Source organism: Candidatus Syntrophosphaera thermopropionivorans (assembly GCF_004353895.1).
In the GTDB taxonomy this organism is placed as follows: Bacteria; Cloacimonadota; Cloacimonadia; order Cloacimonadales; family Cloacimonadaceae; genus Syntrophosphaera; species Syntrophosphaera thermopropionivorans.
Map to the genome: position 1 here is coordinate 99,989 of NZ_SMOG01000002.1, position 15,383 is coordinate 115,371.

Here is a 15,383-nt window from a genome sequence, read left to right on the forward strand (position 1 = left end):
GTAATACTATGAAAAACAAAGTGCTTTTGCTACTTCCCACGCATTCTTCTTTTATGAAAGTAGATGAAGAAATACTAAAAAGTGCTTATGAAGTTAAGACTATCTATTTGCAACAAGATGTATCCAGAAAAAGATATTTTCAAATGATAGTAAGGGCATTAATAACGCTTATTTTTGACCATAGCTATCAAAAAGTGCTCATCTGGTTTGCAGATTATCATTCAGCACCTCTTGTTTTGTTATCTAAATGGAAAAAAATCCCCAGTTATATCTTTATCGGTGGTTATGATGCTGTTAAGTATCCCGAACTGGAAATGGGAGTTTACTGTTCCAGATTTCGTGGATGGTGTGCCAAAATAGCCTTAAAAAACTGTACTCATATTATTTCCAATCATATTGCTCTTCTTTCTTCAAATAACACCTATTATAAACCTGAAGGACATAAAGATGGAATCTACAATTTAATCCCTGGATTGAAAACTCCTGCTTCTGTCATTTTTAATGCAGTATCTATTTCTCCTCCTGCAATTATATCCGAACAGAGACTTAGACAGGTGGTAACTGCAGGTTCTACACCTCGTTTTCAAGATTTTTATAATAAAGGTTTTGATTTATTAACTGAAATAGCTCAAAGAAGACCAGATATGAGTTTTGTCTTTGTGGGAATTGATAAAAAATGGTTGCCTGAATTGAATAAAATCTATCACTTTGAACATTTACCCAATATCACTATCTATCCATATCTACCTCAAAAGGAATTCATTAGCCTTTTAGAACTAAGTTCTGTTTATGCTCAACCTTCTATATCCGAAGGAATGCCCAATTCTCTTATGGAAGCTATGCTGGCGGGTTGCATTCCTGTAGGTTCAAATGTGGCAGGAATTCCCACTATCATAGATAAATATGGCTATATCATTGACCATAGAGACTCCCGAGAACTGGAAAAAGCATTAGATTCTGCCCTTGAAACTGATGCGGATAGAAAGGAAATATCTGAAAGTATACAAAATCGCTTTAACTTGCAGCTACGCAAAGAAAAACTATTGAATTTATTAAATCGCTATTAATATAATATACATATGTCAAATATATTATTTTTAATTATAATTTCATTAATTATATAATTTTATTTCACACATCTTTATGTCCGCAAAAACCAACTTCTTAAAAATTAACTTCAGGCAAAAGATAATCTTCATCGCACTTATGTTTTAAAACTAAATCCTCAGATGGCGAGTCATATCTTTTCCAAAAACCAATAGTACAGACCGGGGTAGCTGGATTTCTGGACATATTGCATAGTATTTTTAGAGAGTCATTTCTTGCCAAAACTTTTAATTCTTTTAGATTACCTTTATTTTCTATTTTAGGCATATCTTATACATCCTATTGAAAATAAATAACTTAAAAAATTGCGTCGGATTTCTAAGAATTTACTATTTCTCCCTTGCCTCTCTCTTAGCTCTTTAGATAAGAAAGTGCTAAGGGATAGGCAATTAAGAGTCTGGAAACTGTATTCCCCCATTAAAACAATAAATAACAGCATAAAATGTCCATTTTTTATGCTTTAAAACACGCTATATTCTGTTATATAAAAATATTATAATAATAAAAAATCCTAATATTCGTCTGCTCAATATTCCCCAAACATAAACCTAACTTTCACATTTAGTTATATCATTCCACAATTATAAGCTATATAATCCAATGACAGGTTATTTTCTTAAAAGCCAAACCAGGGACCAACGCTAATGGTCAAACTATGAAAAGGTGTATCTGGTGAATTATCAATGCTATAAATATCTCCTGTAGTAGCTTGCATTTTCCATCCACTATGAGTTGGGATGCCGTACATATACCCGACTTCCGTTTGAATAGCAAGCCAGGGTAAAAGTCTTATTAGCATTTCTGCCCGGGGTTGAATCATAAAATATTCCCGTGAGACTTTTACATTGAAACTTCCACTTGAAGAAATCTCGGGCCAATTGAAATCGGTATTTGCCAGAGCAGAATATTCCACTTGATGACCTCCTGAGCCAAGCATAATGCCCAAAGAACCAATCAGTTTTCTATTAAAAGCATATCGTTTGTCCAGAGTTATTCCACCAAAGGAAAGGTTATATTTAATTTTAGAATGCGTGCTCGCATCACTATCGGAAAAGCTATAGCTTGCACCAACCCCACCCAGGAAAAATCCTTTTCCTATGTTTATTTTACCTCCACCTCCACTCATAAATACCCCATCTTCACTAATAGCATTATTTGCGAAGGTCTTATCTCCTGTCGGTTCACCTATATGAGCAATTAGTTCATTGACATCATCAACAGGAAAAACTACCCAGTAAGGTATCCAGCTTCCACCACCCCAACCAACTGGATAACTTTCCTTACTTTTAGGTTGTTTTTTGGCATCACTTTTCTCTTTCGTTCTTCCCTGTACTTTCATTGTAATATCAAATATATTTCCATCTCTCCAGATATGAAGCCATATAACATCTCCGGGGTGTAAAAGTTTTTTAATACTTTCAAATTCTTTAACATTAAAAATAGGATATCCGTTAATTTCCATTAAAATATCATTCTTTCTAATCCCTATATTCCAAGCAGGTGAACCTTTTTCCACTTTAGTTATCAGAATGCCATAAAGTTCATTATATCCAAGTGCTTGAGCAGTTGGATAATCCAGGTCTTGAATATAAACTCCAAAATATACCTCTTCCTCGGATGGAACATCGGATAAGCCTATCATTTTCATTTCCAGATTGATATTCTGTGGATTTTCAGCCGTCAAAACGCTAAACAATACCGAGATTATCACAAGTGATACTAATCTAATTTTCATAATTTTTACCTCTTTCATAATGTCCATATATTAAAATCTTGATAAAAATTCGGATTATTAAAGTCAAGAACAATTATGATTAAGAAATTCCTTGCCAGATTTCTGGAAAAACTTTTCTATAATCAAAACTAATCATATCCTAAAGTTTATAATCTAAAGTAAAATCTTATATATACAAGGAAATAAAAATGAAAAAATGGGTTATCTTTTTAGCCACACTACTACTGGCGAGTAGTTTGATGGCTTTACCCTCAATTTTAGCCATTCCCGTCCAGCAAATAATGAACCGCTACACCTCTCTCTCTACTTATGAAGCAATGCATCAGCTTTCTCAACAGGGTGTTCAGATTCTACATTATGATAGTGAATATGCGATTATAATTGAATCAGATAAAGCAAAAGATTTCCCTGGTGCCTTAAAAATTGGGGATATCTCTATTTTACCAAATTTATACTTAGTTTCAAAAATCCCAGAGGAGTCTTTTTCTTTGCCTTCATCTGTAGGAACAATACTTCTTAACTTGCGCTCTGCTTATCTAATTCAGAGTTCCCTGGATGAGATAATACTCCGAGAAACAATTAAACATCCCTTTACTCATTTAGGTCCAGAACCGATAATATTTTCTGATATTAAGTTGTTACCCGAAAAAAGAGAAACTTTTAGAACTGATATAGCTCAAATTATATCTTTGGTAGATGCGGATTCTATTCTTTATAATATCCAGTGTTTGCAGGATTTTCAGACTCGCTTTGCCCTGGCTGATAACAGGTTTCAGGTCGCAGAATGGATAAAAAATAGATTTATCAGCTTCGGAATAAATGATGTGCAATTACAATCTTTCCTCTGGAACGATACTGACCAGTATAATGTGGTAGCAACCATTCCAGGCTCTCTATATCCTGAACAATATATAATTATAGGAGGACACCACGATTCTATCACCTACGGTCCAAGTGAAAATCCATTTGTATTTGCTCCCGGAGCAGATGATAATGCCAGCGGTTCTGGAGGAACTCTTGAAATTGCCCGGGTTATTATGCAAAGTGGTTATCAACCCAGATGTTCTATCCGTTTTGTTACTTTTGCTGCAGAAGAATTTGGTCTTTGGGGTTCTAAATATTATGCTTTAACTGCCCGTAATAACAATGAAAATATCCGTTTGATGATTAATCATGATATGATTAGCAATAATAATGACCCTTCCTTTTTCCGAGTAATCTTAAATCCCTATGATGGCTCAGAAAATTATACCAATTATGCTCTGCAATTAATTGAACAGTATACTGATTTACAAGTTTATTACAATTACTCAGTAAATCCCTCTAATAGTGATAGCTATTCCTTCTGGCAAAAGGGTTATAATGTCCTTTATTTTTCGGAATTTGATTTTTCTCCTTATTATCATACCATCAACGATCTGACACAACATATTAATTCAGATTACTGTGCTGAAGTAATTAAGGCATCCACGGCTTCTGCTGTAAGATTTTCTGAAATCCCCATAGCACCCATAAATTTAGTAGTTCGGGATACCGGAAATGGTTCTTCCTTACTTGTCACCTGGGAAAGTCCTTATGAACCTGTGTTAGACCATTATAACCTTTATTATTCAACTGTTTTAGGACAATGGAACGAACCTATTTCTACAACCCAAACTTCTTATAGATTGGAAAATTTGACGGAAGGGCAAATGTATTATGTAGGAGTCTCCAGTGTAGATTTTAATGGGTTAGAAAGCTTTATAATAGTTGCCACGGGAACTCCTAATTTAATTCCACTAACTCCTGAGAATCTTAAAGTTGAACCTATATTTCGTGCAGTTTCTTTATCCTGGAATGAAAATCTGGAATTAGACCTGGCTGGCTATAATCTATATCGCTCTCAAACTGAAGGAGAATTAGGTATTCAAATTGGTGGTTTACTTACTCAAAATAGCTTTCTGGATAGAGATGTGATAGGCTCTGAAAATTATTATTACTACCGACTCTGCGCTATAGACCAGGATGGCAATAGAAGTGAATTTACTTCAGCCATAAAAACTCGCCCGGTTACTTTAAATAAAGGGATTCTCATTGTAGATGAAACAGAAAATATGAGCGGTAATAATCCCTTCCAACCTTCTGATGAACAAACAGATATCTTCTATGCCGATATTATGCAAAATTTTGAAACACATCAACTGGATTTAAACGAACTCTCAAAAACTTTGACTTTAGCTGACATCGGAATTTATTCATCTATCCTATGGTATGGTAATGACCTTGCCAGTATGGACTATCCTTATTTCATTCAAGATGATTTGAAGAAATATATAGATTATGGAGGTAATCTTTTCTTTAGTGTCTATCATCCTACTTTAGCCTTTGCTTTGAACTCTTCTTATCCCAACTATTTTAATTCCGATACTTTCATTTATCAGAATATTGGAATTAGTGAATCGGATTATTCAAACACAGCCAGATTCAAATACGCTATACCCTGTTTTGAAGATTTCCCTTCTCTGGAAGTAGACCCGGAAAAAACTATCAGTTCCTTTAACGGACATATTTATCAGGTTGAAAGCATAGAACCTTCTCCTTATGCTAAAGCTATTTACTTATACGGTTCCGATTATGATTCAGAAACTCCTCAGGGCTCTTTAAATGGAAGCACTGTGGGCATCTATAATCCTAATCAGAATGGTAAAGTAATAGTCTTAAGTTTCCCTCTTTACAATATGAACAAAACTGGGGCTCAAAGCTTATTGGAATATAGCTTCCATGATTGTTTTAATGAACCTGGTATAAGCACTAATTTAACTGGGGACAATAAAATCCTTATCTTTGCCAATTATCCTAATCCCTTTGGAGAAAAGACTTCTTTCCGAATAGAATGGTTAAACGCAGACCAACCTGTTAAAGTGGAAGTTTATAATTTAAGAGGTCAACTGGTTAAGACTATCTATAAAGGCTACAGTCCAAATTCCCTTATCTATGAATGGGATGGCACAGATGATAATGGTAAAACAGTTAGTAGCGGTATCTATAGTATAAAAGCAAGTCAGGGCAAAAAGAATAGCATAAGAAAGGTAATTATGATTAAATAAAGGATATTAGGTAATCCTTAGTATAATCCCAGGTTCCAATTTCTGAGTAGCTTACCAGATATTAAGGCAATATTCTTTATTCAAAGGCAAATTATAATAGAAGGTGTGCTAAAACATATTTATGGAATTTGGAAACTATTGGTATAATATATTGTATTTCAAATAGATAAATTACCTGAGAAGAAATGAATGCTTGACAAATATCCTTAGGGGAAATAGAAAGTTATATCTTTGAAAGGAGTTGATTATGCATTCCTGGAAGATAATTGCACGGGGTAGAGTTCAAGGAGTAGGATTTAGACACTATGCTCAGACCTGTGCCAGACGCTGTGGAATTACTGGATATGTTAGAAACCTATATGATGGTAGTGTTTTGATAGAAGCCACGGGAGACCAGGAAAGCTTGAACCGATTTTGCGAACTACTTCGTAATGCTAACCGATTCATAGATGTTCGTGAACTCGAAATTACAGAACAGGAAGATACGGTAATGTATAATGATTTTCAAATACTATAAGCGATCAGATAGAGAAGAGAAAGATAAGTTTTTAGATATAAGACCACCAGGAAAAATGACTCTTTTCCTGCTCTTTCTTTTATTACCTTTTATTTTATCAGCCGAATATATCACACATAAAGTCCAACCCAAGGACACCCTTTATAGCTTAAGTAAAAAATATGATGTACCTATTGAACAGATTCAGAAATTAAATGGGCTTAAGGGAAATATCATTCATGAAGGTCAGGTACTTAAAATAAAAGAGGAGGAAAAAACTAAAACTCCTGAAGTGCCAGCAATTATCCCAGCTAAACCTTCCCTTAGCACTATTCAGGATAAAGATTCTCCAACCACTCCGATAATACAAAAGGCAGAATTAGTGGATAAAGAATCTATCGTCTTTCCTGAAGATTATTACTATAAAGTGCGGAAAGGTGATAATCTTTATCGTATCGCTCTTAATAATAAGATTAAACTTGCAGATTTATTAAAATGGAATAACTTTGAAAATGAATCTCATACCATAAAAGAAGGAGATAGACTTTTTATTAAGGATCCCTCCTTGTATCAGAAAAAGACAACTTTAGATGCACCCAAAATAGAAACCAGTGCTCCCGAAGACCCGGATTCTTTAATTATTGAAAAAATCTATGTTGTCCAGAAAAAAGATACTTTATATAAAATAGCCAGAGAAAATGGAATGACAGTGGAAGAATTAAAGGCTTTGAATAATCTAAAATCGGATAAACTTTCTGTGGGGCAGAAAATATGGTTAGTGGGAAAACCAAGAACTCTGGAAGAAGAGGAAGAGGAAGAACTCAAGTTACCCTCAAGTTCTGGATCATTAAAAAGTGAACAAATTAACACTAACTGTATAGTGCCCGCAGAAGGATATGTCTCCTCTGAGTTTGGATTAAGACGTGGCAGACCTCATAAAGGAATTGATATAGCCAATAAAACTGGCACTCCAATCTATGCTGCAATGGATGGTGTAGTTCTCTTTGCTGGAAGACAAAATGGTTACGGAAATGTGGTTATTGTAGAACATCCTGATTTTATTATGACTGTTTATGCCCATAATGAGATAAATTTAGTTCGAGAAGGAGATAATGTCGTACAAGGTCAACAGATAGCAACTATGGGAGCAACTGGCAATGCCACTGGATCTCATCTGCACTTTGAATATCGTGTCAAAGGCAATGCTATCAATCCACGTAAGGTGCTTCCTTTTAAAAAATAGAATAGGAGTTTATGAATAGGGAAAATGTTTTTGCGGATAAAGCTCTTCAGAATTACCTGAAAGAGATATCCAAATTTACAACACTCAGTCGTGAAGAAGAGCACGAATTAGCTCTGCGTGCACGAGAAGGTGATCAAGAAGCCATTAACAAATTGATGCAGGCTAATCTGAAATTTGTGGTAAAAATAGCTTCTCAGTACCAGAATAGAGGACTTTCACTTTCTGAACTAATCAGTGAGGGCAATATAGGTTTACTCAAAGCCATTGAAAAATTTGACCCTGACCAGGACATAAAACTCATCTCCTATGCCATCTGGTGGATTAGACAAAGAATTATGCAGGCAGTTTCTGAAAAAAGTTCTCTTATTCGCGTTCCTATGGGAAAATCAAGTTCCGCCCATCGCGTTAAAGCCACTGAAGACCGAATCTATTCTGAAACAGGAGAAACCCCCTCCATCATAGAACTTAGCGAAAGAATGAATCTACCGGAAAAATCTATTGAGCAGCTAAAAGACCAAATTGTTGAGACCACTTCTTACGATGAGCTTTTGCAAAATGGTGATTTTCAGGAATTTACAACTCGTGATTTAATCAAAGATGAAGGATTGGTAGACCCTCAAGAAATATACAGTCGTGAACGGTTACAAAATAAAATTGAGAATGCTATAAAGAAATTGGACAAGCGAGAAGCTGATATCATTAGAACCTACTATGGTTTAAATGAGAATCATGAAACCCGCAATTTTGCCCAAATCGCTGAAACTATGGGACTTTCACGAGAGAGAGTGCGCCAAATCCAGAAAGAAGCTCTGAAAAAAATATTAGCTGAATTACAACCTGAAGAAGATAAGCTGGTAGATGAATTTCTGGAAAAATATAGCTATTAAAAACTCTAAAGTCTAAGCAAGAATAGGAACAAGTATATGTTTAAAAACTTCAATGAAATGGTAGCAAGCGTTAAAGCTAAAAGACGAGGCACTGTTATTATTGCAGCTGCCCAAACGGAATCAGTTCTACAAGCAGCGATTATGGCTCAAGAAGAAAATCTGGCAGACTGCTTACTGGTAGGCGATAAATCCATGATTCTTTCTTTGTTGGACAAGTTAGACCCTAATCACCACTATAGTTTTGAAATAGTTGATGTAGGAAGTGACTTAGTAAAAGCTGCTGAAATGAGTGTACAATTGGTTAATGAAGGGAAAGGGGATATTATTCTTAAAGGAAAAACTGATTCAGGACTTTTATTACACTGTGTTTTAGATAAAGAAAAGGGACTTCGTATCAGTCCTGTTATATCAGATGTGCTTGCTTATGAGCATCCTGAGGGAGTGAAATTATTAAGCGATGGTGGAGTAAACATAGCTCCAAATATAGAAGAAAAGATAGCAATCGTAAAAAATGCTGTTGAAGTCGCTCACTGTATGGGTTCATCTCAGCCAAAAGTAGCTCTCTTAGCTGCTGTTGAAACAGTTAATCCTAAAATGCAGTCAACCATTGATGCTGCAATAATTTCACAGATGAATAAAAGAAACCAGATTACTGGTTGTATTGTGGAAGGACCCTTAGCCTTTGATAATGCTGTAAGCCTTGAAGCTGCAAAAATAAAAGGAATAGTATCACCAGTAGCAGGAAATGCTGATGTGTTTATTGTTCCTAATATAGAAGCGGGAAATATATTTGGTAAGTTACTCACTTATTACTGTGGATATAGAGTTGCCCATGTTATAGTCGGCACTAAAGCACCAATTCTTATACCTTCCCGAGCAGATCCAGGCGAATTGAAAATGCTCTGTATGGCAATGGCTTTAACCTGTATGCAAGAGTGAAGATAAAGATACTACAAATTGGAAAAACCAAAGAAAAGTGGATCCAGCAAGGAATACAAATGTATATCACCCGTCTGGAACCATATTTGAAGATAGAAGTGGAAGAGATTCCCTCAGTGAGTATTCTTAATGCTGATTCCCAAGATATGGTAAAGGCAAAAGAAGCTTCTAAATGTCTGAAAAGAATTAATTCAGATGATTATGTTATTTTGCTGGATGAACAGGGAGAAGAACAAACTTCATTAGAATTTGCCAATTTCCTTGCCAACCTATCGGAAAACAAGAAAATAGTCTTCATTATAGGGGGAACTTATGGAACTCATCAAAGTATCAAAGAAATTTCTAATTACTCTCTTAAATTGTCTGCAATGACTTTTACCCATGAAATGGTAAGATTGATTTTATTAGAACAGCTCTATAGAGCAGAGATGATAAACCATAATAGACCCTATCATTATTAACTTGAGAGGCAAGAATGACATTCACCGCTTTAGTCACCGTAGTAGAAAACTTCAAATATTCTCTTGGAATACTGGTTGAAGGTATGGCAGGAATTTTCATTTTTATGGGTGTATTCTATGCCCTTATCATAATTTTAAATATAGTATTTAAACAAAAGAAAGAACAATGAAAAAAACCACTCTGCTCATCCTTTGCTTTCTGTTGGCTGTACAGGTAGCCAATGCCTCTTTTAGGGTTTTAGAAACCAAGCAAGAACAAATCATTGTTGAATATAACCTCGGCGAATATTCTTTTGCAAAACAAAATGATTTCGTTTACCTGGTTACATCAAATATGAATTACAGTATGGAACCAGGTGCACCTATGCTTGCCTATGAAGAAACCAAGATAGCTATTCCGCCTTCAGGTTCTATTCAGGTGACTTTACTAAGTTCCCGTCATCATTCAGTTAAATTAGAAAAGAGAATAATGCCAGTTCCAGAAGTGGTGATGGAGAAGGATGTCTCTTCTTATCAATATACCCTCAATGAACAGCTTTATCAATTAAGTAAATCTAATAATCCCTTACTGAATTTACTTAATCCCACCACTTATAGAGGCATTGGTTTTTGCCCCTTAGAAATACATCCCTTTTCCTACGACGGAAATTATAATCTGGAAATAACCGATCAAGCGATAATCAAAATAGAGATTCTCGGAAATACAAGTTTCCGAAGTATAATGGAAAGTGATGATTTAACTGACTTATTCCTTTCTCAGATAATCAATCCAGAACAGGCTAAAAACTGGCAATATATAACTCCTGCTAAGGTTGAATATGCAGAATTTTCTCGTTCGGATTACTGGTGGAAGATTGAAACAGATAGAGAAGGTATCTTTAAAATTGCTCCCTCACAATTAACTGGCTTTCCCCTATCCGATATTGATCCTCGTAGTTTTAGACTTTTTAGCAATAGTGGCGTTCTTTTACCTTTTGCTATCAATAGTCCTGGCAATCCTTTCCAGGAAATTCCAATCCAGGTAATTGGAGAAGAAGATGGCAGATATGATGCCCAGGATTATATCTTATTTTATGGCACTACCAGAGATGGAGTGGAGAAAAATCAAATTCTTCAATCTAATAAAGACACTTATTACAATCCTTATTCAGGAAATTGCGTTTACTGGTTGACCTTCGGAGGAGAATTCAATACTGACCCTTTACGTATTGCCACTTTGCCCGAGCTTCAAACCTGGAACACACAAACTTCAACCTTTGTTGATAATGTTCGCCTGGAAACCGAAAAGTTGAGGAGAGAAACCATAGGTTTTGATTGGTATATGACATTGTTAGCAGGTAAGGTTACTGCTGATTATGATTTTACAATAGAACTTCCAGATTTATCCACTAATGATAATGGAATTCTAAGTTTTTCATTGCGACAAGAATCTGTAAACTATATAGCCACTCATAATATAAGCGTTTATGTAAATGGTAATGTCATTCCTTCTTCTGCAAATTCCTATATATTTAGCTGGCAAGGTTTGAATGAATATGTCTTTCAAAAATCCGTTCCTTATTTCGTCCCTGGAGCAAATACTATCCGAATAAGAGTACATCGTGATAAAACAGATAATATATTCTTAGATTGGATTAATGTGAAATACACCCGCAATATTGTTAAATATGCTGGCAAACAAACTATCGTAAATCAGTTAGAAAACGAATATGAAGTTCCGGTCCGATATAATGTTTTCAGTAGCACTAATTTTACTGTATATCAGATAAATAGTTTTAATGAAGCCTCTCTTGTTCCAGTTAAAAACATCGCTGGTTCATACTATTATATAGCCTCCGGTAATACAGCAACTAAATTTATTCTTACTAATGAAGAATATTATTTACCTGCAAAAGTTCAATTTATTGAACCAGTTGATTTGGTATCTAATCCAGGACAGGTGGATAATATTATTATAACTCCAGATGAATTTATAAACCAGGCACAAACCTTAGCAGATAAATATAATCTTTACTTTAATAAACGAAGCAAGGTTGTAAGACAAAGCGATATCTTTAATCAATTCAATAGTGGTCATCCAGATCCAGAAGCCATTAGATTGTTTTTAAGTTATGTATTCCAGAACTATCCCACTCCTCGTATTACTTCTGTAACCTTACTGGGTTTGGGAACTATTGATTGGCGTAATTTCTCTGGCCAAGCCCAATCAAAAAATAAAATGATAGTTTATCAGCGAGATAATTCAACTTCCGACGATTTCTTCGTTATGTTAACTCAAACTTATAATCCTGAGCTTGCTATTGGTAGATATCCCGTTACTAATCTAAATGAAATTAATATTATGTTCTCTAATTTTAGCTCTTATGTTGAAAATCCAGTTGGTGGTTGGTGGAAAAATTCAATGGTATTTGTGGCAGATGACCTTTATAACGGTAGTGAACCTTATTATGAAAATTATCATACTCAGCAGACAGAAACACTATCAAATACCATCCATCCCAGTATCTTGATTGATAAAATCTTCGGCTGGGAATATGAATATGATGAATTTCAGAACAAACCAAAAGCTCGTGATGATATGATGGCTGCTATTAATGAGGGAAGACTTGTCTGGTTATATGTGGGACATGGAGGTCATGACCAACTCGGAGCGGAAGATTATTTCAATGGTGCAACCGATATGGGAAGGTTTAATAATCCGGGCAAACTTACTTTCTTTATTGCTGCTTCCTGTGAAGTTTCTAAATTTGATTACTGGGGATATGAAAGCCTTGGACAAAAAACAGTGCTTCTTAATAATCTTGGAGCTATTGCCTCGTTAGGTGCAACCAGAATGAGTGCTGCTGGAAGTAATGTTGGACTCACTACTTTTATATTAGACTATTTGGCTAACAAACGTAATCCCTTAGGATATTCCATTATGGCAGCAAAAACTGCCTATACTCAAAGTACTATAAATGATGCACTCTATGTTTTATTGGGCGACCCTTTGCTTCACATTGTCCCACCTGTCCGGGACAGTATCTTAACCATTTTTGACCCAGATAATTATCAAACAAAAGAAAACCAAGGGATTTTATATGCACGGCAAAAAGTCCGTTTTACCGGAAGTTTTTCTCCCAGTACCTCTAATGGTATAGCTGAAGTTAAGGTTTTCAATAATAAGTTAGTTTACAACTTAGATCCTCAAACTATTATCAGTCATAGAGGTGCTCCTCTTTTTGTGGGAAGTTCCACTGTTAATACAGGTTTTTATCAAAGTGGTTTTATCGTCCCTGATGATGTTACAACAGGAAACAGTGGTTTAATTGTGTCCTATTTTTGGGATCCAAACTCAAAACAAAGTTACACTAATTATTATTATCCTCTTCAGCTAAGTGATGAGGCTGTCTCAGCTAATAATCCTGATGCTCCTCATATAGAAATTTATCTGGATAGTATGGATTTTAGACCAGGTGATATAGTGGGAACCGATCCTATTCTCTATGCCAGAATTTCTGATAGTAATGGAATAAATGTTACAGGTAGTGCCGGACATAATATCTTATTGATTTTGGATAATTCCCTACAACCTGTTTCAGTGACAAATTATTTCCGTTATGATACAGATTCATTCACTCAAGGCATTTTAACCTATCCTTTATCTGGCTTAAGTGAAGGTGTACATTCCTTACAGATTATTGCCTTTGATAATTTCAATCTTCCTGCTGTTGCTACCACCCATTTCCAAGTGCGAAAAGTGGCAGAGCTTTATATAGAACGATTTTTAATCTACCCTAATCCTATGAAATCTACCACCAACTTCACTTTTATGCTTCCTCGTGATTGTGAACTTACCATTGATATATATACTATATCCGGAAAGAAAATTTATAGTATGAAAACTATGGGCAGGCAAGGATTCAATTCTATTCCCTGGGATGGAAGAGATAACAAAGGTGATAAATTGGCTAATAACACCTATTTTGTTAAAATCCGAGCTAAAGATGGAAAGGAAAAAGCAGAAAAAATAGAAAAACTTGTAATATATCATTAAAGGTACACTATGCAATTTTATAATCAGTTAAAGCGTCAAAAGGAAGAATTTACACCTATAAATCCTGGTGAAGTTAAGATGTATGCTTGCGGTCCTACGGTTTATAACTACTTTCATATTGGAAATGCTCGTGCTTTCATCACTTTTGATGTGCTACGACGCTATCTTGAATTCCGTGGTTATAAGGTTATCTATGTGCAAAATATTACCGATATAGATGATAAGATAATAATTGGTGCTCAAGAAGAAGGGATACCCTTTAATGAATTTACGGTTAAGTATATCCAAGCTTTTCAGGAAGATTGTGCAGCCTTAGGGATTAATCCTCCGAGCTATCAACCCAGAGCTACAGAAGTTATTCCAGATATTATTGATGCTATCCAACTCCAGATTCAAAAAGGCTTTGCTTATGAAATTGAGGGTGATGTCTATTTTGATACTACTGCACTTCCTGAATATGGTATGCTTTCTGGTAAAAAGATGGAAGATTTAATCCCAGGAGCACGAGTAGAAGAAAATACTTTAAAAAAACACCCGACTGATTTTGCTTTATGGAAACGCAGTAAACCTGGTGAACCTTTCTGGGAAAGTCCTTGGGGTAAAGGACGTCCAGGCTGGCATACTGAATGCGTTGTTATGAGCAGAAAATATCTGGGAGAAACATTTGATATCCACGGAGGAGGAATAGACCTTTTATTTCCTCACCATGAAAACGAGCTTGCTCAAGCTCTGGCAATGTCCGGAAAACCTTTAGCTAACTATTGGTTATACAATGGCTTTCTCAATATTGAAGGTGAAAAAATGAGCAAGAGCCTGAATAATTTCTTCACAACACGAGACATCCTTCGTCAATACAGTGCTGAGGCTATTCGTTTCTTTTTCCTTTCTAAGCATTATCATTCACCCATAGATTTTAATAAAGAAATCATAGAAGAATCAGAACGAGCGGTAAATAACTTCTATTCAGCTTTAAAAAGTGTGGACTATTTAAATATTGAAGCCCAACCTGATGGTTCTTGTGCTGATCAGGAGCAAGCTTTTATCCAGGCAATGGATGATGATATGAATACTGCAAAGGCAGTAGCTGTACTTTTTGAACTTACTCATCAATGCAAAAATATAAGTCTTACTCGTTCTGAACGAGAACAAGCTGCTCTTATGCTGGTCAAATTAGGAAAAGTCCTGGGCTTTTTCCAAAACTTAAGCCAAAGATTAAAAGAAACACTTCCTGATCTCTCTCAAGAATTGATTCAATTATTAATTAACTATAGAGAACAGGCTCGTAAAGAAAAAAACTGGGTTCTGGCAGATAAAATCCGTAACGATTTAAATAGTTTAGGTATTGAGATAAAAGATACTCCTGAAGGTTGTATTTGGACTTTAAAAAGTTAGG

The 15,383-nt window shown here is 35.3% G+C and carries 12 protein-coding genes; 10 read left to right on the forward strand and 2 right to left on the reverse strand.

Annotation, left to right across the window (positions count from 1 at the left end; genetic code table 11):
- Window positions 1-8 precede the first annotated feature (8 nt).
- Window positions 9-1,067 (forward strand): glycosyltransferase family 4 protein, encoded by a 1,059-nt coding sequence (locus E0946_RS01760; RefSeq protein WP_133200745.1) that lies wholly within the window; start codon window positions 9-11, stop codon window positions 1,065-1,067.
- Between the two features lie 97 nt (window positions 1,068-1,164).
- On the opposite strand, the gene E0946_RS01765 is transcribed toward E0946_RS01760, so the two are convergent.
- Complete coding sequence (locus E0946_RS01765; protein WP_133200746.1) at window positions 1,165-1,374, reverse strand: hypothetical protein; 210 nt, start codon at window positions 1,372-1,374, stop codon at window positions 1,165-1,167.
- 349 nt (window positions 1,375-1,723) lie between these two features.
- Window positions 1,724-2,842 carry a PDZ domain-containing protein gene (locus E0946_RS01770; RefSeq protein ID WP_165942052.1) on the reverse strand — a complete coding sequence of 373 codons (1,119 nt, stop codon included), beginning with the start codon at window positions 2,840-2,842 and terminating at the stop codon, window positions 1,724-1,726.
- Window positions 2,843-3,030: 188 nt separating this feature from the next.
- Between E0946_RS01770 and E0946_RS01775 the strand changes: the two genes are divergently transcribed.
- The 9 genes from E0946_RS01775 to cysS all read left to right on the forward strand — a co-directional run bounded on the left by E0946_RS01775 (window position 3,031) and on the right by cysS (window position 15,382).
- Entirely contained in the window at window positions 3,031-5,928 is a 2,898-nt protein-coding gene (locus E0946_RS01775; RefSeq protein ID WP_133200748.1) for a M20/M25/M40 family metallo-hydrolase, read from the forward strand.
- A 247-nt stretch (window positions 5,929-6,175) separates the two neighbouring features.
- Window positions 6,176-6,445, forward strand: a complete 270-nt coding sequence (locus tag E0946_RS01780; RefSeq protein ID WP_133200749.1) for an acylphosphatase — start codon at window positions 6,176-6,178, stop codon at window positions 6,443-6,445.
- Window positions 6,426-7,667, forward strand: a complete 1,242-nt coding sequence (locus E0946_RS01785) for a LysM peptidoglycan-binding domain-containing protein (protein ID WP_243713698.1) — start codon at window positions 6,426-6,428, stop codon at window positions 7,665-7,667. The genes E0946_RS01780 and E0946_RS01785 overlap by 20 nt, the downstream gene beginning before the upstream one ends.
- A gap of 11 nt (window positions 7,668-7,678) precedes the next feature.
- Window positions 7,679-8,554: a sigma-70 family RNA polymerase sigma factor gene (locus E0946_RS01790; protein WP_133200750.1), complete on the forward strand. Its 876-nt coding sequence runs from the start codon at window positions 7,679-7,681 to the stop codon at window positions 8,552-8,554.
- Between the two features lie 36 nt (window positions 8,555-8,590).
- Entirely contained in the window at window positions 8,591-9,493 is a 903-nt protein-coding gene (locus tag E0946_RS01795; protein WP_133200751.1) for a phosphate acyltransferase, read from the forward strand.
- Complete coding sequence (locus tag E0946_RS01800; RefSeq protein WP_133200752.1) at window positions 9,490-9,954, forward strand: 23S rRNA (pseudouridine(1915)-N(3))-methyltransferase RlmH; 465 nt, start codon at window positions 9,490-9,492, stop codon at window positions 9,952-9,954. Before E0946_RS01795 ends, E0946_RS01800 begins: the two co-directional genes overlap by 4 nt.
- A gap of 14 nt (window positions 9,955-9,968) precedes the next feature.
- On the forward strand, window positions 9,969-10,124 hold the full coding sequence (locus E0946_RS07205) for a hypothetical protein (protein ID WP_165942053.1): 156 nt from the start codon (window positions 9,969-9,971) through the stop codon (window positions 10,122-10,124).
- Window positions 10,121-13,990: a type IX secretion system sortase PorU gene (gene porU, locus E0946_RS01805; protein ID WP_133200753.1), complete on the forward strand. Its 3,870-nt coding sequence runs from the start codon at window positions 10,121-10,123 to the stop codon at window positions 13,988-13,990. Before E0946_RS07205 ends, porU begins: the two co-directional genes overlap by 4 nt.
- 9 nt (window positions 13,991-13,999) lie before the next feature.
- A complete protein-coding gene (cysS, locus tag E0946_RS01810) occupies window positions 14,000-15,382 on the forward strand; it encodes a cysteine--tRNA ligase (RefSeq protein WP_133200754.1) in 1,383 nt (460 codons plus the stop codon).
- The last annotated feature ends 1 nt before the right edge of the window (window position 15,383 follow it).

Excerpts from the sequence above, each read along its gene's own strand:
- cysS (WP_133200754.1), top strand. The coding sequence starts at position 14,000 with ATGCAATTTTATAATCAGTTAAAGCGTCAAAAGGAAGAATTTACACCT.
- E0946_RS01785 (WP_243713698.1), top strand. The coding sequence starts at position 6,426 with ATGATTTTCAAATACTATAAGCGATCAGATAGAGAAGAGAAAGATAAG.
- E0946_RS07205 (WP_165942053.1), top strand. The coding sequence starts at position 9,969 with ATGACATTCACCGCTTTAGTCACCGTAGTAGAAAACTTCAAATATTCT.
- E0946_RS01780 (WP_133200749.1), top strand. The coding sequence starts at position 6,176 with ATGCATTCCTGGAAGATAATTGCACGGGGTAGAGTTCAAGGAGTAGGA.
- E0946_RS01770 (WP_165942052.1), bottom strand. The coding sequence starts at position 2,842 with ATGAAAATTAGATTAGTATCACTTGTGATAATCTCGGTATTGTTTAGC.
- E0946_RS01760 (WP_133200745.1), top strand. The coding sequence starts at position 9 with ATGAAAAACAAAGTGCTTTTGCTACTTCCCACGCATTCTTCTTTTATG.
- E0946_RS01765 (WP_133200746.1), bottom strand. The coding sequence starts at position 1,374 with ATGCCTAAAATAGAAAATAAAGGTAATCTAAAAGAATTAAAAGTTTTG.
- E0946_RS01795 (WP_133200751.1), top strand. The coding sequence starts at position 8,591 with ATGTTTAAAAACTTCAATGAAATGGTAGCAAGCGTTAAAGCTAAAAGA.
- porU (WP_133200753.1), top strand. The coding sequence starts at position 10,121 with ATGAAAAAAACCACTCTGCTCATCCTTTGCTTTCTGTTGGCTGTACAG.
- E0946_RS01775 (WP_133200748.1), top strand. The coding sequence starts at position 3,031 with ATGAAAAAATGGGTTATCTTTTTAGCCACACTACTACTGGCGAGTAGT.
- E0946_RS01790 (WP_133200750.1), top strand. The coding sequence starts at position 7,679 with ATGAATAGGGAAAATGTTTTTGCGGATAAAGCTCTTCAGAATTACCTG.